Below are 25,617 nucleotides of genomic sequence, written 5' to 3' on the forward strand. Positions count from 1 at the left end.
CCAAAGGTTTGACCGGATGTTAGCTGTTTTCCCCCTTCAACTGCGGTTGTTGCGGGATCACAATCCAAAAGGTGGAACCCACGCCCAACCGGCTGCTCACGCCGACCGTCCCGCCGATATGTTCAATATACCGCTTGACCCTGGAAAGACCCAGTCCAATCCCGCCATAACTCCGTGAATAGGAGCCATCGGCCTGGGTAAAGTGGTCAAATATCCGCTCGATGTCTTTGTCGCCGATCCCGATTCCTGTATCCTGAACTTCGATGCGGATCGCCTTGTTCTGATTCTCATCGAGCCAATTGGCTATCCGGACATCGATCCGCCCTTGGTGAGTAAACTTCATGGCATTTCGGATCAATTCCAAGAGCGCCCGCTGCAATAAACGCGGCGCGCATAAGAATCGCTCATCGTCCCCTAACGTGATAGTGGTGTAAATGGGAATGCCTTTTTCCTCTGCCATGCGACGAATCGGTTCCATGACATGAGTGAGCAGATTCAGCGGGTTGACTTCCATCGTTTCCTCATGAACCAGCTCTGATTCCAACTTCGCATATTCCAGAATGCTATTGATGATCACCGATAAGTCATTGGCTGACTTTGTGATGATATCGATATATTGATGCTGTTCTTCTGTGTTTAAAATATCTTTGATTAATTCACACATGCCAATGATCCCGTTCATGGGTGTGCGCAGTTCATGGCTCATCGTGCTGAGGAACTCCGTCTTCGCAATATTGGCGACTTCGGCCAATTCCTTGGCCATCAACAACTTCTCTTCTGACTGCTTTCTCTCCGTGATATCATGTTGAATGCCAAAATGACCAGTGATTCTCCCCGCTTCGTCATAAAGAAGCTGATAATTTCCTTCAGCAAAGAAAGCGCTCCCATCTACCCGCCTTTCCGCTGTCTCAATATGGAGAACTCCCTCATCGAGAAACTTTCGGAAGGAATTTCGCTTATCCCGATCGTCTTGGACAAATAGGCTCCCTAGCGTTTTTCCGACGACTGCTTCTCTTTTGGCTTGATACAAGTTTAAGAATGCATCGTTCACCTTGGTGACGCGTTGGTGATGAATGGCGTAGTCCAACACCGTTTCCTTGTCGACGGTGTCGTCCCATCGAATCGGTGTATCCATCATCATGTAGAAGAAGCCATAGAGGGACTGTGAAAAAAACATTTCCAGCTTCTGTTCGCTTTCACGAAGGGATTCAAACAACAGCTTGTGTGAGGTAATGTCTCGACTCACGCCGATCAACCCGATGATTTCGCCGTTTTCGTTATAAAAGGGGGTCTTGATCGTTTCGATCAAGACTTTTTTTCCATTGGCCTCAAACCATTTTTCGTATTTCATTTCTTTTTTATTGTTAAATACCACTTCATCCATATAATTAAAAAACAATGCATCATTTTTATTCATAAACTCAATATTTTTATGCCCAGTGATCTGGTTGTCATCTAAACCTAAAAAATCGCAAAATGCTTTATTGCATTTCAAATATATCCCTGATAGATCTTTTACAAAAACAAAATCTGTAATAGCGTCAATAATCGGACTACATGATAGGTTGTTTTTTGTCAGCGATTTGATATAACAATTACTGTTGCATATCTGCGTATTCATATCCGCTGCTCCTTTCAATCTTGCCCATCACCGATGATGCGAAGCAGGGTCTATTCCACCCTCACTGACAGTCATTTAAATGTATTCGAGAATACTTTCACTTTTTCCTTTTTCGTTTCTACTCTCTATAGGGGCGTTTGACTTTCAATTCGCCCCACTCCGCATATGGGCGCAGAAAAAAACGAGCCGGTCAATATTCGGTTCGCAAAAAATAAACACCGCTTCCAGGTCTTATCGCCTGAAAGCGGTGTCTGTCATTCCTCTACCTGGAACCTTTTTCCCAGGCTTTATCTATCGCGTGATCGCCCGTCAGGATGGTCAGACAGCGCTCGAGAAGCCATCATCATGAGCACCGGTCATTCACAGCAACGCTTCAATCGCCGCTTTCATTTCCAGCGGGGTGGTTGTCGGCTCATAGCGCCCTACGACCTCCCCTTCCCGATTCACCAGAAACTTCGTAAAGTTCCACTTGATCGAATCGCCTTCCAACAGTTCGGGGAACTTTTCCTGTAAGATGGCTTGCAGCTTTCCGCCGATCGGGTGGTCTGGGTTGAACCCTTGAAAAGGCGCTTTTTGCGTTAGGTAGTTGAATAGGGGGTGGGCCTTGTTTCCTCGCACCTCCGTTTTCTCAAACAGGGGGAACTGAACGCCATAGTTGATTTGACAGAACTGCTGTACCTCTTCGTTGCTCCCCGGCTCCTGTTCGGCAAACTGGTTGCTGGGGAAACCCAGCACCACCAATCCCTTGTCGGCGTAAGCCTGATAGAGTTTTTGCAGTTCATAATACTGCGGTGTAAAGCCACATTTGCTCGCCGTATTCACGATGAGCAATACTTTCCCTTTGTAATCAGATAGGGAAACATCCTTGCCGTCAATCGTTCTCGCGTTGAAGTCATAGACGCTCATGTTTTTCCTCCTTTTTTTCGAAACCTTATGTACTGTTGCCTCGTTCAGAGCAATTTCTCGATATCGGCGGCGATCTGCTCCGGTGTGACCGTAGGGGCGAATCGCTTCACAACCGAGCCTTCACGATCGACCAGGAACTTGGTAAAGTTCCACTTGATTCGCTCCGAACCGAATAAACCAGGCGCCGTTTTTTCCAGGTATTGATACAAGGGATGGGCATTCGGCCCGTTTACATCGATTTTTTCAAAGAGCGGAAAAGTGACGCCGAAATTGATCGAACAGAAACTCGCAATCTCGTCATTGCTTCCCGGTTCTTGATTGAGAAACTGGTTGCAGGGGAATCCCAGTATTTCAAGCCCTTTCTCTTTGTAAGTCACGTAGAGATTTTGCAGACCCTGATACTGTGACGTAAACCCGCAGTGACTTGCTGTATTGACGATCAGCAGAACCTTTCCCCGGTACTGTTCGAGCGACACCTCCTGCCCTTGGATCGGCTTGGCCTTGAATGCGTAAATCGACATTCATCCATCCTCCTTCCTTCTCATCAATCGTCCTGAACGACTGTCACGGGATGTTTTCTTGAGCCTAGCGATAATTCCTTCATTTATTATGCCCTCAATTGTGGGATTCATCACTTGGTTCGCAAACTTTTGTTTCGCGAATATGTCGGCCGCGAAACGACATGAAAAGAGATGACGACTGATCTATTCAGTCGTCATCTCTTCGTCATTCGAATGATCTCTGGTGTAGACTTCCCACAGTAATTCAACGAAGAGCCTATCTGTTTTAACACCAGTGAACACCCTGTTTTACGTTCTCAATCCTGTGTGTGAGCGCCAAGTTGCCCGACTAAGGCTTCGAAACCTGTGTGAGCGACACTGCAAATTGTTCCAATAATTTTCCGGTTATAATTGGCCCGGTCTTGTGCTGTTCTAGAATTTGGAGGGTGAACGTCGCCTTCAATTGACCGCCATCCGTTTTATCGGCAAAATAATAGGCGCTGACTTTGGAGGCATAATTTTTCGGCAACATCGCCTCGGTTCCATACACCTGATTGGGAACCAGTTTTGTTTTACCGATTGAAATCACATTGCCGTCTGCATCGGGCGTGTCAAAGATAAAATACATCTCTGCATCTGCATCGAATTGAGTTGCCGATAACTGGACGGTGACTTTGATATTATCGGTATTATTGAGTTTCAGATTGGACACCCATCCGAACCCATCCGCTTTCACCGGCGGAGGTGTCGGCACGGGCAACGTGCGATAGGCTGCGTTACCGGCTTTAATGATCGCTTCCTTCAGGTTTTGACCGGATGGTTCCGGATGAGCTTTGTCCGTGATGAATGCGATGAGTCGGTACGGTGTATCTTGCGCTGGTGGCGCAACATTGGCCATGATAAAAGGTGTCTCAGTTACCGCAACTTCCTGCCCTTTTGCTTGTATGATGACGGTATTGTCGCCGGATTCTGTGGAGAGACGTATCCACCTATTTTTATTATTTAGATGATCTCCAAGGCAGTACCAGAGGCTGACACTGCCGATTGCCCGATTCCCTTCATCGGTGTTCAAATTCTTCGCACGAACATAGATGTAATTTTCCCCTCGATAATCCACATCCTGCGAATAGTCCTGATTGTACCCCGTCACAAATTCATTCAGATCGTCAGAACTCGCTTGTGAGCTACGGGTAATGATATCTGGGGACTTGTCACTCGGCTCTTGGGCGCCAGGCTCAGTTTGTTGGAGATTATTGCGGATGAAAAGCCAGTCATAGCTTTGACTCATTTTCATAATCCTCCTCTACACACCTAGATTTTTTGAAAACCGGTCTGCGGTGTTACACCATTTGAGCCGATGACCGTAACAAAATGAGGGATAACAGCAAAGTTATGGGCTTCCATAAATCCTTTGAATCCCGAGTGTACTCTCCTCGTTCTCGCATTAACAAATATGCTTTGTTCGTCGAAATTGCTGCGTAGATAGCTGCTGTACAACGAACTATTTTGCAAAAGACCGATGTTTTTTCCTATTGTCTTCATCGTAGGGGTACCGGCAGTAGACGCTACAAAATTCATAGTGAAGTTTTTGGGCTTGTCTTTGCCTCTAAAATCAATGTAGAAGCTCACTTTACTCGCGTAACCCTGCTCGATTTTCACATTTGTTCCGATATTAAAACTCGGATTGATGTTGGGATCTTTTGCCCCGGGTTTTGCGGGAACGACAGTAGAGCCAACAGCAATCGAATCGCCCCATTTGGTGTTTGTGTTGGCAGAAAAACCGATTTCTACGCCAACAGGCACATTGGTTACCTGAATGGAACAGGTAATTTCGGTATCGTTGAAGGGCTGCAGTAATTCAGTCTGACGTTCATAAATATCAGCGGCAGTGGTCGCTTGAATACTCACATTATGCCATCCGATGTTTCCATGTTGATAAATCCATGATGCATAAGCGCCCACATCATTATTAATGTTCTGAGGAAATTGACTCTCAACATCTTCATAATTATCGGCGACCACAACGACCAAGCAATGATGTTCCGTGGTTGTCGGACGCCAGGTGAACGCATTGGTTGCCACAACACTACCGGGTTTGGCTGTGAGCGTTTGATAGTTTTGGGGAATGGTTATGGTTTGCATTGGATTGTCGGGATCTTGTATGACTTTGTTGTACATGACGAGATTGTTCTGGTTGTACCAAATATTTGGCGTCAAAAATAAATGTTGCGGAACTTGAAACAAATACACGTTTTTCGTTAAATCTTTTTTGGACGTATTTTTCGAGCGCACATAAAAATTGTTATCAAAATACTGCGAAACTACCTCGTTGAAGCCCTTGTCGTAGTTCGAGATCATGTCGTCCGTTCTCAACGTTTGCTTACCAGCAATCAGAATATCGGGACAGCATGTCCAGCTTCCAGTGCGCGGTATGCTGCCGTTATCTTCTGAATTGTTTCGAATCAAAAAACCGGAATAATTCGACATATCGCTTTCCTCCTTAATAAGTTCATGTTCCTATAACCACTTTTGAAAACCCAATGCCATCAAAAAATGTTTCCGGTTCACTGGCACCTTGATCACAGTATGCGAGGGCGCCCTTGGGCAAATTACTACATCTGGATTCGAAGTGTTTTACGTTTCCAACCGCTGTCTCCCCCCTTAAATAAAAAAACTTTCATGATCCGTCATATCACAACCTAGCGATGATGTCCCTTGATAAAATACAACAGCCTCGCCTTCATAAGCTTGAGATAAATCACGCTGCCCTATCTTATCCTCATGAACTGAATATTTTTGTCGTCGCCATAACAGCATGTCCTTTCATTCCTATATATTCTTGCAATACCAATAATATGTCTACATTGTTGAAACATTGCCGGAACGGTTGCTAGGACGCCCTCATCGTTCATTCTGACCTCGCATTTGGAAGAAGAAATTCTACTTTCCTCTCGATAACCGTATGCGCCCATAATCTTCGGATGCATTAACGAAAAACCCCCCGGTTTGACTACTCAAAGTCGTACCGGGGGGCCGCATCCATTTTTCTCTATTTTTCATTTTGACAATAGGCCGGCAGATGTGAAAACCTGCCATTTCTCTCCTATCGAGAATGGCAGGTCGTCTCTTTATGGTGGTTAGATCGTCTCCAGACAGATTTTGTTTGGTCTAGGCAATGGGCGTGTATAAAAAGGCGTTCCATAGCGGTCGATGTGTTCTTTTAACCCCTGATGGGTTAGCACCTCGATCATTCAAGCCCCACCCTGACAACAAGGTGGGGCTTCTTTTACGGATACAGTTACAGGATGATCGGACAGACGGGCACGTCGACGGCGCAGGGACCGATGTTGACGTTGGCCGGGCAAAGGTCGGCGCCACAGGCGTGACCGACGCAGGCGTCGGCCACGCAGGACACGTTGGCGCCACAACCGGCGTCACCCGCACAACCACGGGCGGCGCAACCGGCGTCAGCAGCGCAACCGACATAACCGCCGCAACCGTCTGCCCCACAACCGTTTCGGGCCGCACAACCGACGTATCCTGCGCACCCATCGGCTCCGCAGCCGCCATCAGCAGTGCAAGTGCCGGAGACGGCTTCCATCACCGGCGCGGAAGTTATGTACTTAGCGCCGTTCGGCGGCAGGGACTCAAGGGTCAGTTCGCCCTTTTGAATCTCCAGGGAAACACCTTTCAAGAAGTTGATCAGCGTCTTCAGATCATTGATCTTGCCCAGATCGTCAGGCACCTTCAGCGCCTGACCGCCCGTGGCCGCCTTCGTGCCCGCAGGGGACACGTCGAAGATGACCAGTTGCTTATCCTTCGTGAAGCCCCTGACGATTGAATCGACATTGCTCTCAGGGTAACCGTTGAAGGCGATATTGACGAAGTTCTTCATGACGGCTTTCCTCCTCATCTCGCTCACAAGTCTCGTATCCATCCGATTTCATGTCCACTTGAACCTCTCACGAACAGAACTGGAATCACAGGTCTTGCTAAAAACAAGATTTTCGAAAATGGCTGCTCCTGCGGCACAGACTTTTATGGCTACTGCCTGTGCCGGCTACCGGATCGCTTCACCTCCTCTCGCCTCGTTCAACAGCAACAGCCTGGCGACGGCAGGATCTTTGGACGCAGCAAAGTGGAGAAGCTTGTCTTTTATGTTATATTTGAGTGCTGGACAGGGGGTGTTGAAGTCTCCATGGAACTCGGAGTGATATATGAAGCGATAGGCGCAGTAGCCGGCGCAGTTGGGCAAAATGGCGCAGTCGCGGCATTCCTCCTGCGCGAAGGGGGTCCAACTGGACCACTTCGTCTCCATGGCATTCTTGGTCAGATCGTCACCGTTCCCCAGCAGGCCGACCTTCTTCTTCCCATCTGAGACGGTCTCCCAGCAGCGATGGAGGTCGCCGTTGGGCAGGATGACAAGGCCGTTGGGCCGGCTCGCCGTGCAGATGCCCACCAACCGGTAGGGGAGTCCAAGGTCGCATAACCCCTTGGACAGGGCATATTTATAGAGTTCGAACTCATGTTCAGCAAAATTCTTCATATGGATCACGTCATCGACGACTTTTCCGCAAGCGTAGGTGGACGCCTCAATGGGCGAGAAGTACACCGACAGCCTGCCCGTATTCCCCAGGCCCTGTGCGGCCAGATCGTCGAGGAGCGCGTAAATGGAGTCCATGTTTCGCTTGTCCATGTTGATGCGGATGAGCGTCTTCAGCGGGTACTTGTGGATATAGCCCTTGATGTTGTCGATGATTCTCCTGTATGAGCCCTCTCCGGTCGTCTTGAGGAATCTTGACTGGTCGTGGAGTAGCTCGGCGCCGTCAAGGGTGATCTGGATCGTGCGGATCTTCCTCAGATAGAGTTCCGCCACGATTTCATCGGTCAAAAGATAGCCGTTGGTGATGAGCGACGCATAATAGGCGATCCCCCGGGTGTCACAGTAGGGGATGATGCGGTTGGACAGCTTTTTAATGATATTCAGCCCGATCAGGGGTTCGCCGCCAAACCAGGTGATGTTCAGGCTCTTGATGGTGGGCCCCTTTTGCTCCAACAGCCGGAAAATGGACTGCTGGATCTTCTCGGGCATTAAGGCCGTCGATTTTTCATCACCTTCAAAACAATAGGCGCAACCGAAATTGCAGTTCAACGTGGGCAGGATGGTCAGCCCCATGTTGTCGGTCTTTTCTCTCTCCTTCAAATAGTGTTTTTTGAACACCTCAACCTCGTCGATATCGACCGGCACGAGGAAGTTGTTGACGAGAAGGTGGTCGATGATGTTCCGGTCCTCCCCTGTGATGGACCCCCTTTTTCCGAGCTGAACGCGGTCAAAGACCTCCATCTCGCTGCTATCAAGCAGGGAAAATCCCTGGGAGAGGCCGTTGTAGATCAGCCTGTTGTCGTCATCGATCTTCACCATAGTGTTAAAGCGGGAGACCTTGTAGTTTTGATACATGACGCTTCCTCCATATATTGTTTGGCAAAGCGATCGCCGGCTTCAGGACTTCGCGAAATCTTATCGAGGCAGTTCCTCAAAGGCATGGTACAGCTTTGCCTGGGTGATGTTCTGCATGGTCTGCGGGGGTATGCGGTGTTGAATGTCCTTGAGTTGGACGGCGAGAGACAAATACCTGTCCCCTTCCCGGATCATCAGCTTTTTGAATTGGAGTTGCTCCAGGATCCGCTGTATCGCTTCCTGTGACGCGGCTTGTCCCCCCCCTCGCGCCGCATCAAGCGATGCTGCATAAGGGGCTTCTTCATCCCGGTCATGCCGATCGCCGCCGGATTGCGCCGTTTCCATGATGCTGTTGAGGGTTTTTATGTCATCGCAATGCAGAAAAATGATCGCCGCCAAGCCTCGAAGGAGGATGCTTTTGAATCGACCAAACCGGGAATCGTATATTTTAACGTGACCTGCCCCTGATTCATAGGCCAAAACAGGCCGGTGATTGCCGCCATAGCGAATATTCCACTCCTTGATCGCTTCGGTGATCCGGTTTAAGTAATCTAAATCTTCCGGTATTTCCGCGCAGTCGAAGGAGAAATTCATGGCGATCTTTTCGATATCGATGTCCCCCATCGGATAGATCCGCTTGTACTGGCTCATCGGCTCGATACGGGTGATGTGATGCGCCGCAGCCTGCCCATAATAGCGGCTGAACCGTTGCAGGATCATCGGCTTCGGCGGATACAGCGGCGGCGTCAGGTGATGGATCAGCGGAAACAGGGTGAGCAGATCATCGTAGTACGCCGGCTTTTCATTGGGGAAGCCGAAGAGGAAATTGTAGGAAACCTGGATGTCAAAGGTGTAGCTGTTCTTGATAAACTGCACGTTCTTCAGCATGGAGGCGCCCTTGTCGATCAATTTCAACACGTCGGTGCTGAAGTTTTCGATGCCGGCTTGCACCCTTTTGACGCCCGCCTTTGCCAGCGTCTGAAGCTGCGCCCGGGTCAGGTTGGGCTTAACCTCCCAAAACAGTTCCAGTTCCAGTTTGCTCTCCGGCAAGGCGGACAGCAGTTCTGCAAAAGAGGGATAACGCAGGATGTTGTCTACACAAATCAGGCTGTTTCGCTCGTATCGTCTTGACAATGCGCGCAGGTCCTCGTAGGCAGTTTCCCACTTCTTGCTCCGGTAGTGCAGGTTCTCGCCGTTGAGGCTGCAAAACTTGCACTGAACGCGCTCCCCCCACCAGCATCCCCTGGCCGTCTCAAAAAGGACCGTGTCCTGTTTCAGCTTTTTGCCGGTGGCCGCCTCAATCGCCCCGATCTGGCTGAAGTATTCATCGTAGTTGGGAAGGGGCACGTCATCCATCGGGATCAGCGGCTGCGGCGGCGCCTTGATGACCTGTCCATCGCCGGAGCGATAAAGGATGCCCTTCAGGTCATGCCCATGCCGATCGCGCCCACCATTCAGTCTGTCGTCGTTCGTTCGAAGATGCTCCACCAAGTCGACGAGCGCCCGTTCCCCTTCGCCATAGACGATGTAGTCGATCCAGGGAAATAGGCGCAGGTATTCCATCCCCATATCGCCGCTGACAGCGTTGCCGCCCAAGAGGATGACCTTGTCCTTGTATTTCTTCTTGATGATCCGGGCGAGGCTCAGCGCCGGCGCTGTCTGGCTGAAGGAGCAGGTAAACCCGATGATGTCGTATTCAGAGAGGCTCAGCCCATTTAGCAGCTTGTAGAAGAAGTCGGGAATGGTCTCGTTTTTGATCTTCTTGCAGACCTTGACCAACTCGTCTTCGATGAACTGCTCATTGACTGCCTGCGCGTTGCCAAGGGGCGACGGCTTGTATTGCTCAGTCAGAAAAGGATTGGCGCTTTTCAGGCTGATCAGTTCTCTGATATCCCTTTCCTGTGTGTTTCGAACCTCTCTGGCCAGGGACGGATCGGTGATGAGAAACTCGTTGAACAACCACTCTAACAGGTAGGAGTAGCGGGAACTGATGGACAGCCTGGAATAGAGGTCTAGGCCGATCATGTTGGCAAAAATCAGGTTTTGATAGGAGACATCGGCGTCGATTCCATGTCTGGCTAGGTAGCTTTTTAAGATGCCTAGCTGTATGGAAGGAAAGTCGATCTTTCCCCAGGGCATGTTGACAAGCAACAGTTTCATTCCGACACCTCGAAATCTATGTTGTTTGGCCCGTTCGATCGGTGATGTTGCTATTTATGGAATCAACATCTTTAGAAGTAGTTAGCTTCCTTGTCTTTTATTTCAAGGGTACGTCACCATTTGGCATGTGTCAACTTCTAATTAGAGAGGCGATGGGGGCGTGACGGCTTTACATGAAAAAACCTGACCCTTTGCGCAAACGCAGCGTCGCTTCCCCTTCCATCATGTTCGATCCTTCTTCTGGACAGACGTCGGGTCAGTCTACTATAGAATGGATGTCGAAATGGATGTGGGGGGACGACAGTGGGTGTAGGGGGAGATGCGGCTTTTAGGCAAATCTTTACTGGACCCTTTAAAGAATCTTCCCGTCTTGATATGGGCACAATGGACGAAGAAGCATTTTAGGACGGTGCTCAAGATGACTTATTATGATCAATTGCAAGCCCAATTGAACTTATGGCAAATTACCCTGAGTCGTTGGAACGCTGAAGAGCTATACTCAATATCATGGTGGTCGCTCATCGGCGTGATGGTGATCGCTTACGCAATCTGGTGGAAGATTGTAGACAAGAAGAGTTTGAGGAACATTCTTTTATTTGGCTCATTTATCGCTGTGGCAAACACCGTTTTCGATTCGACCATCATTACGATGGGTTTATGGGGATACAAAACGAAACTTATCCCAACGATACCTTCCACATTTCCCTTTGACTATACCGTTATTCCACTCTTAGCGATGACGATTTATCAGTTCTTCCCCACATGGGATAAGTTTTTTGTAGGTATAGCTATCGTTAAGGCGATCTTTGTCTTCGGGGTAATACCCCTATTGGTTCATTTTCAAATTATGGCCCTTCATGGTGTAAATTTATTTTTTGTATACGCAGGTATGGTCGCAATACCTACAGCCGCTAAATTTGTGATTGACTTGGTCATTCACAAAGAACATGCTACCGAGATGAAAGAACCGACTCGATCGTTATCGTCACTATCCCCGATTCCGGCGAAAAGACCAGGAGAGGATCATTGAATTCTAAAGTTTCGCAGGTTCGAATCCTGTCGCCACGACCATTTGTTCGTTGGGTTTTGTGCAGTCAGGCGATTGCGGCGTTTAGGACTTGACGCCTATTGGGGTTTAAGAAAATTAAAGATTGAGAAAATAGTCAAGGCCAGGATGAGACGTCCTGGCTTTTTTGCGTGTGTTTATAGAGTTTTGCTTACGAAGGCCACGTTTAGAAACAACACCACTCCCCTACCCTTTTGATATGAGTGGTCGCTGTTTGGCAACATAATGGCAGTGGGATCACAATTGGGACAATTATAGCAGATATTGGTATTGGAGGGATCGTGGGCCGATGCCATCATGTTTCCCTCTGAGTTTGTCGTTGGTGGTCATATAAAACACCTGCTCCTTCTGATGTACTGATATCGGAGGCAGGTGTAAGTTGTCTCGTGTGGGGTAGGTTTTAATCTGGACAAGTTGCAAACAACACGAACTAATCATATTACTAGGATGAAAATAATGGAAGGGGCGTTTGCCAATGAACGGTGATCATCAACAGCACATGAATCTTCTGCACATGATTCAGCACTGTGAAGCTGTGTGCGAACACATGGTGACTCACGTGACCTGCCTACAAGACGTTCGTCAACGTACAAGACAACTACTTCTCTTGAGGGACTGCGCGGATATCTGCGGTCTAACTGCTAAGTTCGTCGCTCGCAACAGTGCCTTTGCCCGACATCTTGCCCATATTTGCGCTATTATTTGCGAAGCCTGCGGGAATGAATGTGCTAGGTTCCCTGACAGAGAATCTCAAGAATGCGCCCGAGTATGCCTCGAATGCGCAAGAGAATGTAGGGAATTTGCAAGAATGCAAATGTAATCTCCTTATTTTATTTGAGTCGTCATTAACTTACGGTTTGCAGGTACAAAGGCCATCGAAACCTAATCCTTAAAAAGAGTGTCCAGGATCTGCGACCCAGCCTATCGGTAATCTTCTCGCTTCTCCCGCCGGTCACATTTTCCGTTCTGATGGAAGCGCTGGCCGTATAAAAACCTGCCGCTTCGCCTATAACGATAACGGCAGGTTAGGGTAATCGTTTATATTCCCCAGCGATTAAAGAGTATCAACCGGTCTGTTCCGTCTCCCGCCATGTTCGTTGAATCTCCATGGCTCTGCGGATCACGCGCTCCTTCAACTCACCATGAGCGGCGATTGCCGAAGCGTCCCGCTCCCCTTCCGGCGGAATATCCATTTGGTTCAACTTATCGAAAATCACCTGCATCGTCTGGTCAGGATTCCGGAAGTACTGGCTGCCTCGGATCCGTGCGAAGCGCCAACCCAGGCGTTCAAGGATGGCTTGCCGGTTCATATCTTCCGCCAAGTTCTCCGCTGTGTGGTACTTGTCGCCGTCGCATTCGATGGCGAGACGCCGGCCGGCGCCTTCCACCACCATGTCGATCCGGTAGGCGCCCACCTTCCATTGCGGTGTGACTTTGTAGCCGGCCAAAAGCAGCCGTTTTAGCACCTGCTTTTCAAAGTCCGAATCGGCTTCTTTCGATTTTTGTTCGAACAGGCTCAGTAGGTTATCGGGGTCTTGGGCATGTCGAATCAACTGCAGCCGCAGATCGCCGTCTTTTAAATCGTGGTCTGGATGGAGCGAGTAGACGACCCACATCTGATCCCGCGCCCTGCTGGCGGCGACGTTATAGCGTTTCTTGTAGATATCCTGATAGCCTTCGGTCCTTCGGGTCAGCGGACCGCCCATCTCATGGGGCGAGTCGACCATCGACAAAAAGATCACATCCCGCTCATCCCCTTGAAACTGCGAGGGGTTGCCGCACTGAATCCGGCGCTGGATGCACTCCGCTTCTGTTAAGCGATTCCGCAGCATCTGATCGATGAGCGCCGCCTGTTTGTCCCCCACCATGGAGATGACGCCAAAGGTGGCACGGGAATACTCGGGCATTTCCGTGCAGGCGATCAGCAACGATGCGATCGCCTCCGCCTCGACCCCATTGATCTGTCGCTGCGTGACAGCCCCTTCGACCCGGTAGGCGACAGTGGGCGGTTTGTCCAAAACCCGGCTGTCATCACGCAGCGGCTTGATCTTTCCATCGTAGGAGAGGTGGTTGCTGAACTGAATGATCGGCGCGACACAGCGGAAGTGTTCGCGCAAACATACCGGTTGATAGACGGTTTTGGCCAGATCATAAATGGAAAATAACCCGTCATAGAGGACGGCGTTGGGGATGTCGGCCAAATGGGCGTCGATCAGCTTTTGCACCTCTGTTTGGTTTTGCCCCACTGCGGTCGGACTCACCTGTTCATGGTCGCCGACGACCACAATCTGGCGGCCCATATACAAGGCGACGAGCGCCATCACATCAGCCTGGCTCGCCTCGTCGATGATGACCACGTCAAACTTATTTTTCCGGGGATCGTAGGTTTCGGCGACGCGGCTCAACGGCATGATCCACACGGGGACGGCTGACTGGCAGAGGGGCATGAGTTTTCGCGCCTCAGCCATGAACTTGGACGCTTTGGCGCCCGTTCCCTTGCCGACCCGTCGCATCAACTGTTTCCAACCCTGCAGCGCCTGACGCTGGGTCAAGGTCGTCCGCTTCACCTGCGCTGACCATGCACGCGTTTCGACCAATTCCGCCGTAATCTTCCGCAAGGATTCCCGCAACGTTTCAATCTCCGCCTGCAATTCTTCCAGCGAGGTGCGACCACGGTCATCCAGTTCATCGTTCAATTGGCGCCACAGCCATGCCTCGTTGACGTTACCCGGAAGGTTCACCTGTCCATGAATGCCATTTCGGCTGCGAAGAGCCCCTGCCCAGGATGGCGCAGCTTTTTCCAACCGTTGCAGCAGTTCCTCGCGGCGCTTGGCGTCGCTGCGCAATACATGCAGTCTCGCTAATCGATTATAGGCATCCTTGTACTTGGCAGGGTTGACCGTTTTGACCGCTTCCAGCAGTCGATTCGTGACACCGTGGGCGGCATCGCCTGTCTGCTTCAGTCTTGCGTGACAGCAACTTTTCCGTTTTCGGCATACTGTCTCAATGACCAGTGAACTATCCAATTTATAATAACCCTTGTCGATGCGCTTCTTTCCAAACAAAGGGCGAATACTTTCTTAGATGTTCAGCGATGAATTCACCCTGACAGTAGTCTTGGTAATGTCTCGCGCGAGTCTCTCGCAAATCAGATCGATCGAGACCAAGGCGATTGATCGTTTTTTTCGCCAGTTCCTGATCGATTTGGGGCATTTTCGGATTCGGGTAGATAGCTCCTGTTACGAGCTCAAGATAAAACATATCCGGTTTTACTTCAAAGGGATCAATCACATCTGTAAAGTCTCGTTTGCGGGAATTAATTTTGGAACCCGCCAAGCGGTAGTTTGTCCATTCATAGGCCACCCGAAGCTGACTCGATTTGGGGACAAAATGATCGACGGAAGCCCCGCCTGTTCCGAGTTCGATAAACAAGCACGTATAGGCGCAGATTCCTTTGTAGGCTTTATGTAACTCTGGGAGACAATCTCTCCAGTATGGTCTTACCTTTGTCCTATCGGGGGCTGGCTGATCCAAATCAAAACCCTGTTCTTCTAACCAAGCGTTGCCTGGTCTCCGCACTTTCTCATCGAAGAGCGGCACGGGCTCCGGTTGGGGTTGGACCGGTATCACCGGATCCACCCCCTTTTCTCACCCACAAACCTCCAGCGGATCCAAAAGGGGTCTGTATCACTGAGCAGTGTCCGCAACTTTTGATCCAACGCTTGCGCTTTTTTGTGATCAAACGTTTCGTCCTTCAGCGCTTCAGCCGCCTCATTGAGAGCCTCCTCGGCTTCCACCGAGCGTGCGCTGCCCAAATCAAAGGCGTCACTGACCAGCCAACTGGAGGCATCTCCTTGCCGGACCCAATCCTTCTTCTCAATTTGTACCGTATGCCGCTCCTGACCTTCCGACTTGACCAGATCAAAATCAAACCATGCATCTTGCTGCTCATCAAATACAGGTTCGATGGAGGCCAACACCAATGGAGAATGAGTGGCCGCGATCAACTGGACACGAGCAGCTAGTGCCATGTTGTTCACGACCTCTAACAGAGACTTCACAATCAGGCGTTGCCAGCGTGGATGAAGATGCGCTTCGATCTCGTCAATTAAAAAGATGATCTGATCCGCCACTTCCTGCCCGAGCAGCTTGCTGGCGTGAACGTGCTCATGCCAACACCATGTCAAGAAATAGGCCAAGGCGATGATGCGGCGCATTCCCGCGGAAGCGTGGATCACCGGCACATCCTGACCATAAGGCAACCGCAGGGTCGGCATATCCCGAACATCATCCAAGCTGATCCGTGTGAGCGCACCGGGTGTTAGCTTTTCTTCACCGTCCGGTGAAAGAGCATCGAGCACAGCACTCAAAAGACGAAAAGACTCGCCCCGCTCCTTTTGCCATCCCGACCAATCGTTGATCAAGCCATTGCAGAGCATCCCTCTTTCACCGGGCAAGCCGTCCCAGACTTCGCGGGGACTAAAGACATAGGCATGGGGGCGTTCCGGGCCTTCTGTCATGCTCTTTTTTCGCCAGTAGTTCCTCGCCGGGTCCCAGACGGAAAAACTGCCATCCACTTGCGCGTAAATCACTAACCCTGGGTTCACCGGTCGTCCAACGGGAATCGTCCATGCCTGTTGATAGCGGTTGAAGGCGCTGCTATAGGCTTGCCGCTTCGCCTTGCCGGTAAGGGAAAAGGCAATCGACGCTTCTTCACCATTTCGAGGACGCGCCATCTGCCCTGTCGTCAATTTAGGGTTGACTTCGGCCGGCCATTTTCGAGTCAGCGTCCACCATGCGATATCGAGGAGAAAACTCTTGCCGAGACCGTTATCTCCCGTCAGTATGTTCAATCTCGGCGCTAGATCCAGCTTCGTTTCGGCGGCTGGGCCGACGTTTTTTAGGTGAATGCTTTCGAGCATGGCGCTGGTCCTTTCTTTGCGCAAATATCTTTTAGCAGTTATTACTCGGCCCCTAACACCTTAAACACTGTAACCTCCGGCTTTTAAAACACTTGGTGAAGCGTTCTGTTTTTATGGACTTCTTTCGATAATGGTAGGGACAATTCCTTTTCTCGCTAACGTTTAAAACCCTAATAAACTATAGTTAAGTTATTAGAAAAGCAATGGATTAAATTGACGTTATTCCTCTCATGCTTTACTATAAGATCAATTGAAATTTACGTACGTAAGAGGTACATGTATGAGTGAATTTATGTTTGTCTTTCCCGCGATCAAAGGCATACAAGCAACTCGTGATTACTACGTCGCCATGTGTCCTCTGGGAATGTTATCAAAAATGTTTCAACTTCCCGACGAAGATCTTCTTCCGGAGTTTCGCGCTCAACGAATCTTAAATAAAAATCGTATACCCTCAATAACGCGATACATCGCTCAAAACCCAGAAGATTATGTCTTCTCATCACTCGCAGCATCTGTCGATGGCGAGATGATATTTGCTCCGTCACACTTTTCCCCTTCAGTAGGAACTCTTTCTATTGCTATGAACTCTCGTATCCTTATTAACGATGGTCAGCACAGACGAGCGGCAATTGAAGAAGCAATTAAAGATAATCCCGGTTTGTCCAGCGAGACCATTTCTGTGGTCTTTTTCTATGATCTTGGCCTCAAAAGATGCCAACAGATGTTTGCCGATCTTAATAAGCACGCGATAAATACATCTAGGTCACTCGGTATCTTTTATGATGGACGTGATCCTTTATCAACAGTAGTCCGTGAGATTGTCGAAGAAATCCCTCTCCTCCGTGATAATACAAGCAAAGATGCGGACAACCTTTCCGCACTTGCACCTCAGATATTTACTCTCACTAATATTTACAACTCGGTAGAACGTATTCTCGGAAAAAAACGTGATAAAAAGATCACTGACGATGGTATTCATTTCGTAAGAGCCTTTTGGAGTCTTCTTAGCGAGACGATTATTGAATGGAAAGATGTACAAAGCAAACAATTGAAGGCAACAGAGCTACGCAAAAACTATATACACGCCCACGGAGTAGTACTTGATGCTTTGGGATTATTAGGCAACTATATCTATCAAAATGAAAGGAATAACTTGAAAAACTATATTTGTCGCCTTAACAAAATAAATTGGAAACGTTCCAATACTGTAGATTGGGTGGGACGCGCTATATCCCCCCAAGGAGGCATTCTCAAGACCAAACATAGTCCAATTCTAACTTATATTCATATTAAGCGATTACTTAACCTTCCTCTTTTAGACCAAGACTATAGCACCGAAAAAAAACATCTCGCTCATTACGAGAAAGCAGGAGAAGTATAATGTCAAAATCAACACTTCATCTGATGGAACCAATTCTCGAAACCATGGAAGACCTGTATTTTCATGATGAACGCCCCTGGATTATCGGGTACTCAGGGGGAAAAGATTCAACTCTAGTCTGCCAATTAGTTTTCAAGTTTATACAACGTTTACCTGAGGGTAAACGAACTAAACAAGTTTACGTTGTTTCATCAGATACTATGGTAGAAAACCCCATAATCATCGATTATCTTCGAACCATGTCAAAAGAAATGGGGTTAAGCGCTAAAAGACAGCGATTAAATATTTCTACGCATATGGTATATCCACGAATAGACAATACCTTCTGGACGTTATTAGTTGGATTGGGATATCCGACTCCCGAACCGCCTGGGTTTAGGTGGTGTACAGAGCGTCTAAAAATTGACCCATCAAACAAATTTATTAAGGACACGATAAAAGATAATGGCGAAGTTATTATTCTGTTAGGGGTTCGCAAAGGTGAGAGTACTGCAAGAGCTCAGCGAATCGGAAAACGTAAGATTGATGGTCTGCTATTAAATCGCCACGAAGTTATTAATGGAGCATATGTGTACAACCCAATTGTAGATTTATCTACTGACGAGGTCTGGAACATTTTATTAGATGAAGGTGGCGTATCTCCCTGGGGGACTAATAATAAATATCTTTTCTCACTATACAAAAGCTCCGACGGAGGAGAATGCCCCTTTACAATAAGTTCAAAAGAAGACGGTAAAGATGTTCCTTCCTGCGGAAATTCCCGATTCGGTTGCTGGTGTTGCACAATGGTTAAAGAAGATAAATCACTTAAAGCCTTTATTGAAAGCGGTGAATCATGGTTAGAACCGCTTCTGAATTTTCGCTCATGGTTAATGTCCAACCGTGATAACCCTTCATTTCGAGATACTAAACGAAGGAATGGAACCGTATATAAGCGTAGCGATGGCAGCTTCGGTTTTGGCCCCTTTACGTTACAGGCGAGACAAATCATTCTTGAAAAATTGCTTGAAACAGAAAAAGTAGTTAATGCAAGAGTTGACTCTGAATCCGTTATTCAGCTTATCACCATGGATGAACTACGGAAAATCGATGAAATGTGGGATAATGAAGGTGACCTCACGAGGCGAATGCTTGTAGATACATATAAAAAAGTCTACAACAAGGAATTACCCTGGGATAAATATAAGAAACCGCTGTTTGACCAACGTGTTCTTTCACTATTAGAAGAACGCTTTACAGTAGGAGAATCTATTAACGAAGATAACATTCCACATGAATTAATAAAAAAGCTAATAGTTAATGTCAATCAGTGCAAGCATTATACCCACCGTCCTGCGTTAACACAAAATATTTTTCGTACTCTTAATGAATCTTGGCTACATTATAATGAAATGACAAAGGGGTTGCGCAATGAAGATCAATAATTTAACCATATGTAATTTTGGCTCTTTCGAAAATGCAGTTAGCTTCGATTTTTCTCTTACAGACAAAAATCGGAATGTTATTTTAATCGGAGGAAGAAATGGGTCCGGAAAGACTACGATTTTTACTGCTATTAAACTTGCTTTATACGGGCATTTAGCGTTTGGATATAAATCAATCACCCAAAGTTACTTAGACCAAATACGGATAAATAATAACTCATTATCTAAAAAAAATCTTATTTCCTATATTGAATTGTCAGTAGAACTAGAGGAAGAGCGTCATGTCGCTACGTATATGATACGTCGCGAATGGAAATTTAAACGTAAACAGCTTGGTGAATTAACAACAATATTAAGAGACTCAGTTGAACTAAGCAATGACGAAGTGCTATATTTCGAAAATTATATTAAAAATGTTATGCCACCTCAATTGTTTGACTTGTTTTTTTTCGACGGAGAACTAATAGGCAACTTTTTTATGGAAGGTAACGTAAGTAAGAAAATAAAAGAATCGCTTAATATTCTTAAGAACTATGACACATTTGACATAATCCAAACACATTTGCAACGTAATATTATAAAACTTGTAAACACTGATTCGAGTGCCGAAGAATCCCTTTATCTTTCACTTTGTCACCAAGAAGCGACTCTTAAGCAAGAAATCGAACAGTTAACTCAGCTAATTCAATCTATTAATAATCAAATTGACACGCTAAGTGAACAGCGTTCTTCAGTCGATAATCGATTTAAAAATGCAGGCGGTCTTAAAGCTCTAGAACTTTCTGAATTAAAGGCTTCCCTAATTCAGGAGGAACGTTTTCGCGAAGAAAAACACGATTGGTTAAGAAGTTTCGCTAATGATACTTTGCCATTCTTAATGGTATCCCCGCTAATAGCAAAGCTCAAAGAACAGCTTGATAAAGAAGAGTATTTCAAACAGTATAAAGTAATTACTGAGATATTAAACCCTTCTCTTTTTGCCTCGATTCTGCGTGATGAACTATCTATGGATTTGAACTTGTGCACTATATCGGAATCGTTAGCTCATAAACTTGCTAATGGTGTTATGAGGCGAATTCGTCCGCCATTCGCATTTAATATAAATGACTTTACGCCTATTCACGATCTATCTCCGGATACATTAAAAAATATCCGTCAGTTGATAGATAACATAGAACATCATTCAGTTGAGGAAATACGCTCATGCAAAGAAGCAATTCGTTGTTCCCTAGAAAACACTACAAGACTTCGACAACGCCTGGAAGTAGTAGAGGGAAACGATGAAATTAGCTTACTTGCTGCCGAAGTACAATCTCTTGACGAGCAGATTCATCAACTTAAAGAACATAGGCTTGAACTTACCAATACGCTTCAGACAAAACAAGTTGAGTCGGATGCGCTTAAACCCGAGTTGAAGCGATGCATCATGTCTCTTACCAAGGTGCGGAAAGAAAAATCGATGGTTTCGCTTTGCCTTAGAACACAAATGATCATAAATGAATTGATTCCAGAACTTTTAGCACCAGAGGTCACTCTTTTTCGTGAAAGTTTTTGGTATATATTTAACCAGCTGATGTCGAAAAACACATTGGCAGATGAGGTTTATGTATCGAAAGACTTTGATGTCACCCTTTATCGAAATGAATTAAAATCAATAAACGAAATTCGAAACATATTATCAAAGCTAGGATTAGATGGTTTTGAAACAGTTTTAGGGAGTCGTTGTATTGCAGTTCTATGCGATAAGTTGAAACTCCAAACTCCTACAGAGCTTGAAAATCGATTAAAGTCGTGCCTCTCAACAGATAATCTTCTTATTCCTATTAAGGTAGATATTAATTCTCTATCAAAAGGCGAGCAACAAATTTATATTATGGCTTTATATTGGTCACTTATAAAAGTAGCCAATAAATCAATCCCTTTTGTTATTGATACTCCTTATGCTCGAATTGACAAAAAACATCGTCAGCATATAACCACTCAGTTTTTTCCTACACTCAGCCACCAAGTAATAATCCTGTCTACCGATAGCGAAATAAACGAAGAGTACTATGCCCTGTTAAAGCCTTTTATCGCCAAAGAATATACTCTCTGTTACTCAGAGAAACAAAAAAATACTGTAACTGAAGAAAGATATTTCTTTGAGGTGACCGCATGATTTTTCGTTTGAAGACTTCAAAAAAAACTATGGATTGCTTTACTGAGATTGGCCAAAAAACTGGACTTAAACCCTTTGCTTTAGCGAAGCTCGCTATTGCCATTGCACTAAACAGTAATTTTGATAGCCTCTCTTTTCGTACAGATACAAATGGTCTGGATTTAAACCGGCAAACAATTACCGGTGAGTACGATGCCATGTACAAATGTTTGATCGAGCAACATTGCGGCAACCATTTATGCGAAGACGATTACTTTCCCACGTACGTTAAAGCATACATTGATCATGGTTCTATCCTGCTACACAATCAGTTCCGTTATGGAAATGATTTTATCTTGAACTTGGCAGGGCTGGAGGGAGACTCTATATGATATACCTGGATAATGCCGCGACAACTCCTATTGATTCGGAAGTAAGAGAAGCCATGCTTCCCTTTTTAGAGAAGGAATTTGGTAATCCATCAAGCAAGTATTACTCATTAGCGATTAACGCTAAGGAAGCAGTTGAAGAGAGTCGCAAAAAAGTAGCATCGTTAATCAACGCTGATCCTAGGGAGATTATTTTTACAAGCTGCGCTTCTGAAAGCAACAATATGATCATCAAGGGAGTAGCGGACTACAAAAAATACATAGAAATATCAGGCAACCACCTTATCACTTCAGAAGTTGAACATAAATCTGTATTAAATACGTGTCGTTTCTTAGCAGGTTATGAGAGCAATACCCTTAACGTAGAGAAAAACCGATTGCGGCCCGGTAAAAGGTCAGTTCGCATTATCGACCGAGGTTATCATGTCTCATTCTTACCGGTTAATGAATTTGGTCAGGTCGAACCCGACGTTCTAAGAGCGGCTATAACCAAGCAAACTGTCCTGGTATCACTTATCTGGGGAAATAATGAAACTGGTACTCTAAACGATATTGAAGCTCTGGGAGAGATATGTCGTGAACGAGGTGTACTTTTCCATTCTGACGCCACACAAGTGCTCGGTAAGATTCCTATAAACGTAAAAAGATTACCCGTAGACTTTCTATCATTTTCGGCTCATAAGATATACGGTCCCAAAGGAGTTGGGGCTTGTTTCATGCGGTGTAACGAGATTGGATTACGACCTAGCATTACAGCATTCATTCATGGAGGATCTCAGGAAGACGGATACCGTGCTGGAACTTATTGTGTCCATAACATTGTAGGTTTTGGTAAAGCTGCAGAAATAGCTAAACGCGATATGACAACATATATTCCTTATATACTTGATTTGGAACATAGATTTAAGAGTTTAATAATCGATAAGTGTCCCAATGCTACATTTAACGGTCACCAGGAAATGAAAATCCCCGGGTTAATAAGTATAAATATCCCAGGGATAAATAACGAATTATTTGTGAAGAAGTTAGCAGAGAGCGGGATAGCAGCTTCTACAGGTTCTGCTTGTTCAGTAGAAGATCATAATTCTATGAATAGTAATTATGCAGTACGCTTTAATCTATCCAAATACTCCTCATATACCAACTGCATCGAAGTAATGAGGAAAATACCTGTATAACCTTTGATATTGCTGAATATCCTCTTTTTTTAATATATCAGATAAATTGTTATCTGAGGAATACAGGTTCTTGTTTATTTCCATTTTTTCTTTAAGTGTCAAACACGGCACTGTTATGTCAAAGTGATTTTCATCAGTTTTAACAAACTCGTATCGGAATAAATCACATTTCTCAAGTAAATTTTGTTCACTTTCCTTATATATAATTCCACCAATTGTTAACATGGGCGCTCCGTCAGCGTACCTAAAGTTAAACAACTGCTGGTACATTACCTTTTCATTAATAGTTGAATTCCTTGTTCTCAATTGCGTAACAATATTATTGTTGATTAAATCGTACATAAAATTATAAGCATCGTTTTTAGTAATAAATCTATTTTCTTGTAACCCGATCGGACATTTATTTTCTAATTTTTCTTTTAGAAACTCTAACCTGTTTCCGGCCCTCCCAATACTAGTGTTTAAAGTCATCAAGAATATGCTACCTGGTACTGCTCTTTCAAAGATTATTTCTATATCATCAAGCATATATCTCTCAATCGTAGAGTCATAATCCATCCATATAATACTCTTTTTGTCTTCCGTCCAAGGAATTTCAATTTCCAAAACTTGAGTAGAAAAACCTTGATGTAAATCAATAAAATTATAGGGCTTGTTAAACTCCGCCCTGGAAATTATATTATCATTTCCTTCAATGCTAACCATATCATTAATGCCAAGTTCTTTATGAAACAATGTGAAGTCAACAAAGTAAAAAGATCCAAATCCAATATACCTATATTTTTGTATGTCAGAAAAACCCCTTAACAAGTTGAGTACGTCACATATCATCTTTCTTTCTATACACTTTGCCGGCCTAAGACTATAATCTATCTTCTCTCCAGAATTCGACATTCTAGTTGCACTCCCTATCAAAGAAATATTGGAAGGTTAATTCTCCGACACTTCTGTAAGATTCAACTCCTAGGACACTCATTACTTTTGTTACATCGCTTCTTATCCTTTTATAACTAATATTAACCTCTGGATTCGTACTTTTTTTGGGAAATTCGGTAAATTTTGTGACAAATTCAGAAGATAGACCGGTAGTTATTTCTTTATAGTTCGATACACTTACTTGACATTTTTCCATCGAGTCTATAATTTCTTCCACTTCTTCTCTTTTTTGTTCACTCTCAATATTCTTTATCTTCTTCAATACATCAGAAACCTTCGCAAATGCCGTTTTCATTCGCTTTTTGGCAGCTATATATATCGGTGATGATGTGTCTATTCCAGTTTTCGTAGTATTCCAAGGTAGGTTTCTTGCATCTTTCGACTCAAAAAAAACAAATCCTCTAAACCTTGCGTACGTAGGATGAAATTTGGGGGTATTATCTTCTTCCCACCCTGTCTTATTTGATTTGTCTGCTACCACTATAAGACGATTGTTGCAATAAATATACCAACCAGCGTCATCAGGAAACCCTTTATCACTCATTCCGGCAACGATCCCAACCTTTACCTCTGTTCCGTTCATAACTCGACTAAACTCTTCAAAAACAGGTTTGCAGTTTTCATCTTTAATCAAGGAATTTAAAGAGGGCATAATTTTTATTCCATTGATCATTACCTGCAACCCTTTTTCTAAATATGAGGCAAGGTATGCCTTGTATTTAGACTCTAATTCCGATAAAAACGCGTAGCTTTCAAAATCAGTTTTTATCCCTTCATAAAGATTTGTTATTTCTATTTTAGTACCTATTAAATGTTTTTCTTTAGAATAATCCTCTACCACTCTAAACTCAAAATTCCATTTTTCATCCTTTTCCCAATCATCAACATCTATATCTATTTCGAAATAGTGTTTTCCATCACAGGAACTAATTCTAAATTTCCTCCCCATTTTGAACAAAGCTCTCTTCATTCCTATTCCAAATACACCTGTTGAGAAATCAATCCGTTCAGCATCTTCTTGTCTTCCAAAAGTAAAAGCCTGATTTATTGCAGTATTCAAGGACATCCCACCACAATTATCATCAATTACAAACATATTACCAGAAATTGTTATTTTTATCCGATAATCATTAAAACCTATATGGCTATTGCTATGCTTAATCGCACTATCAACGGAGTTATCTACTAATTCTAGAATTGCATCATTTACATTGATATCTCTGGAAATCATTGAGATAAAAAAACCTTTTGAGGGACTCGCATTTATCTTATTCAAGATAAATCTTCCTTCCTTTATCGAATATATTGTTATTATTTTACCATATTTCTCAAATAGTTTCAAGTATTATTCTGCTACTAAGAATCACACAACCTACGATAGGAATAGTTCAATTTACCTTTCGCTCAGACTCTCTACGATATTTAACTATATTTGTATTTTCTAGTTATTAATACACACCATTTTTTAAAAAATGACGAGAGCTATGTTACGCTCTCGTCATTTTTATTCTTGTTAAAGGAATCTAATATTTATTAACA

The 25,617-nt window shown here is 45.3% G+C and carries 19 protein-coding genes; 6 read left to right on the plus strand and 13 right to left on the minus strand.

The genetic code is table 11. The features are described from left to right. Positions 1-19: 19 nt before the first annotated feature. From GTO89_RS02550 to GTO89_RS02585, 8 genes are all read right to left on the minus strand, one after another. Positions 20-1,621, minus strand: coding sequence for a PAS domain-containing sensor histidine kinase (locus tag GTO89_RS02550; RefSeq protein ID WP_161260508.1), 1,602 nt, complete (start codon positions 1,619-1,621; stop codon positions 20-22). Between the two features lie 360 nt (positions 1,622-1,981). Next, positions 1,982-2,527, minus strand: a complete 546-nt coding sequence (locus tag GTO89_RS02555; protein ID WP_161260509.1) for a glutathione peroxidase — start codon at positions 2,525-2,527, stop codon at positions 1,982-1,984. Positions 2,528-2,571: 44 nt separating this feature from the next. Then, complete coding sequence (locus GTO89_RS02560) at positions 2,572-3,048, minus strand: glutathione peroxidase (RefSeq protein ID WP_161260510.1); 477 nt, start codon at positions 3,046-3,048, stop codon at positions 2,572-2,574. Positions 3,049-3,376: 328 nt separating this feature from the next. Next, on the minus strand, positions 3,377-4,315 hold the full coding sequence (locus tag GTO89_RS02565) for a hypothetical protein (protein WP_161260511.1): 939 nt from the start codon (positions 4,313-4,315) through the stop codon (positions 3,377-3,379). Positions 4,316-4,338: 23 nt separating this feature from the next. Beyond that, entirely contained in the window at positions 4,339-5,514 is a 1,176-nt protein-coding gene (locus GTO89_RS02570) for a hypothetical protein (RefSeq protein WP_161260512.1), read from the minus strand. An 811-nt stretch (positions 5,515-6,325) separates the two neighbouring features. After that, complete coding sequence (locus tag GTO89_RS17260) at positions 6,326-6,922, minus strand: hypothetical protein (RefSeq protein ID WP_235920196.1); 597 nt, start codon at positions 6,920-6,922, stop codon at positions 6,326-6,328. A gap of 165 nt (positions 6,923-7,087) precedes the next feature. Beyond that, entirely contained in the window at positions 7,088-8,485 is a 1,398-nt protein-coding gene (locus GTO89_RS02580; RefSeq protein ID WP_161260513.1) for a radical SAM/SPASM domain-containing protein, read from the minus strand. Positions 8,486-8,545: 60 nt separating this feature from the next. Then, a complete protein-coding gene (locus tag GTO89_RS02585) occupies positions 8,546-10,645 on the minus strand; it encodes a RiPP maturation radical SAM C-methyltransferase (protein ID WP_161260514.1) in 2,100 nt (699 codons plus the stop codon). A gap of 418 nt (positions 10,646-11,063) precedes the next feature. Here GTO89_RS02585 and GTO89_RS02590 point away from each other — a divergent pair, with 418 nt between their 5' ends. Further along, positions 11,064-11,675: a CBO0543 family protein gene (locus GTO89_RS02590; protein WP_161260515.1), complete on the plus strand. Its 612-nt coding sequence runs from the start codon at positions 11,064-11,066 to the stop codon at positions 11,673-11,675. Between the two features lie 1,100 nt (positions 11,676-12,775). Here the strand turns inward: GTO89_RS02590 and GTO89_RS02595 are convergent. Genes GTO89_RS02595 through GTO89_RS02605 form a run of 3 tightly spaced genes read right to left on the minus strand, consistent with a single transcriptional unit; the run spans position 12,776 to position 16,633 of the window. Beyond that, complete coding sequence (locus GTO89_RS02595; protein WP_161260516.1) at positions 12,776-14,737, minus strand: AAA domain-containing protein; 1,962 nt, start codon at positions 14,735-14,737, stop codon at positions 12,776-12,778. Position 14,738: 1 nt separating this feature from the next. Then, positions 14,739-15,341, minus strand: a complete 603-nt coding sequence (locus GTO89_RS02600) for an HNH endonuclease family protein (protein WP_204758156.1) — start codon at positions 15,339-15,341, stop codon at positions 14,739-14,741. After that, on the minus strand, positions 15,338-16,633 hold the full coding sequence (locus GTO89_RS02605) for an AAA family ATPase (protein WP_161260518.1): 1,296 nt from the start codon (positions 16,631-16,633) through the stop codon (positions 15,338-15,340). The genes GTO89_RS02600 and GTO89_RS02605 overlap by 4 nt, the downstream gene beginning before the upstream one ends. A gap of 280 nt (positions 16,634-16,913) precedes the next feature. Between GTO89_RS02605 and dndB the strand changes: the two genes are divergently transcribed. From dndB to GTO89_RS02630, 5 genes are read left to right on the plus strand one after another with little or no spacing between them, the layout of a single operon-like run. Beyond that, a complete protein-coding gene (gene dndB / locus GTO89_RS02610) occupies positions 16,914-18,014 on the plus strand; it encodes a DNA sulfur modification protein DndB (RefSeq protein WP_161260519.1) in 1,101 nt (366 codons plus the stop codon). Beyond that, positions 18,014-19,438: a DNA phosphorothioation system sulfurtransferase DndC gene (gene dndC, locus GTO89_RS02615; protein WP_161260520.1), complete on the plus strand. Its 1,425-nt coding sequence runs from the start codon at positions 18,014-18,016 to the stop codon at positions 19,436-19,438. The genes dndB and dndC overlap by 1 nt, the downstream gene beginning before the upstream one ends. Next, positions 19,425-21,596, plus strand: a complete 2,172-nt coding sequence (locus tag GTO89_RS02620) for an AAA family ATPase (RefSeq protein ID WP_161260521.1) — start codon at positions 19,425-19,427, stop codon at positions 21,594-21,596. Before dndC ends, GTO89_RS02620 begins: the two co-directional genes overlap by 14 nt. Continuing rightward, positions 21,593-21,967 carry a DndE family protein gene (locus GTO89_RS02625; protein WP_161260522.1) on the plus strand — a complete coding sequence of 125 codons (375 nt, stop codon included), beginning with the start codon at positions 21,593-21,595 and terminating at the stop codon, positions 21,965-21,967. The genes GTO89_RS02620 and GTO89_RS02625 overlap by 4 nt, the downstream gene beginning before the upstream one ends. After that, the gene (locus GTO89_RS02630; protein WP_161260523.1) at positions 21,964-23,142 is read left to right on the plus strand and encodes a cysteine desulfurase family protein; all 1,179 of its coding nucleotides are present in this window, start codon (positions 21,964-21,966) and stop codon (positions 23,140-23,142) included. Before GTO89_RS02625 ends, GTO89_RS02630 begins: the two co-directional genes overlap by 4 nt. Here the strand turns inward: GTO89_RS02630 and GTO89_RS02635 are convergent. Next, complete coding sequence (locus GTO89_RS02635) at positions 23,098-24,036, minus strand: O-methyltransferase (protein ID WP_161260524.1); 939 nt, start codon at positions 24,034-24,036, stop codon at positions 23,098-23,100. The two genes, GTO89_RS02630 and GTO89_RS02635, sit on opposite strands and share 45 nt — an antisense overlap. A 1-nt stretch (position 24,037) precedes the next feature. Next, the gene (locus tag GTO89_RS02640; protein WP_161260525.1) at positions 24,038-25,420 is read right to left on the minus strand and encodes an ATP-binding protein; all 1,383 of its coding nucleotides are present in this window, start codon (positions 25,418-25,420) and stop codon (positions 24,038-24,040) included. Between the last annotated feature and the right edge of the window lie 197 nt (positions 25,421-25,617).

This window comes from Heliomicrobium gestii (assembly GCF_009877435.1).
Lineage (GTDB): Bacteria > Bacillota > Desulfitobacteriia > Heliobacteriales > Heliobacteriaceae > Heliomicrobium > Heliomicrobium gestii.

Bases quoted from the DNA above. Each gene is read 5' to 3' on its own strand.
- GTO89_RS02550 (WP_161260508.1), bottom strand. From the start codon at position 1,621: ATGAATACGCAGATATGCAACAGTAATTGTTATATCAAATCGCTGACA.
- GTO89_RS02555 (WP_161260509.1), bottom strand. From the start codon at position 2,527: ATGAGCGTCTATGACTTCAACGCGAGAACGATTGACGGCAAGGATGTT.
- GTO89_RS02560 (WP_161260510.1), bottom strand. From the start codon at position 3,048: ATGTCGATTTACGCATTCAAGGCCAAGCCGATCCAAGGGCAGGAGGTG.
- GTO89_RS02565 (WP_161260511.1), bottom strand. From the start codon at position 4,315: ATGAGTCAAAGCTATGACTGGCTTTTCATCCGCAATAATCTCCAACAA.
- GTO89_RS02570 (WP_161260512.1), bottom strand. From the start codon at position 5,514: ATGTCGAATTATTCCGGTTTTTTGATTCGAAACAATTCAGAAGATAAC.
- GTO89_RS17260 (WP_235920196.1), bottom strand. From the start codon at position 6,922: ATGAAGAACTTCGTCAATATCGCCTTCAACGGTTACCCTGAGAGCAAT.
- GTO89_RS02580 (WP_161260513.1), bottom strand. From the start codon at position 8,485: ATGTATCAAAACTACAAGGTCTCCCGCTTTAACACTATGGTGAAGATC.
- GTO89_RS02585 (WP_161260514.1), bottom strand. From the start codon at position 10,645: ATGAAACTGTTGCTTGTCAACATGCCCTGGGGAAAGATCGACTTTCCT.
- GTO89_RS02590 (WP_161260515.1), top strand. From the start codon at position 11,064: ATGACTTATTATGATCAATTGCAAGCCCAATTGAACTTATGGCAAATT.
- GTO89_RS02605 (WP_161260518.1), bottom strand. From the start codon at position 16,633: ATGCTCGAAAGCATTCACCTAAAAAACGTCGGCCCAGCCGCCGAAACG.
- dndB (WP_161260519.1), top strand. From the start codon at position 16,914: ATGAGTGAATTTATGTTTGTCTTTCCCGCGATCAAAGGCATACAAGCA.
- dndC (WP_161260520.1), top strand. From the start codon at position 18,014: ATGTCAAAATCAACACTTCATCTGATGGAACCAATTCTCGAAACCATG.
- GTO89_RS02620 (WP_161260521.1), top strand. From the start codon at position 19,425: ATGAAGATCAATAATTTAACCATATGTAATTTTGGCTCTTTCGAAAAT.
- GTO89_RS02625 (WP_161260522.1), top strand. From the start codon at position 21,593: ATGATTTTTCGTTTGAAGACTTCAAAAAAAACTATGGATTGCTTTACT.
- GTO89_RS02630 (WP_161260523.1), top strand. From the start codon at position 21,964: ATGATATACCTGGATAATGCCGCGACAACTCCTATTGATTCGGAAGTA.
- GTO89_RS02635 (WP_161260524.1), bottom strand. From the start codon at position 24,036: ATGTCGAATTCTGGAGAGAAGATAGATTATAGTCTTAGGCCGGCAAAG.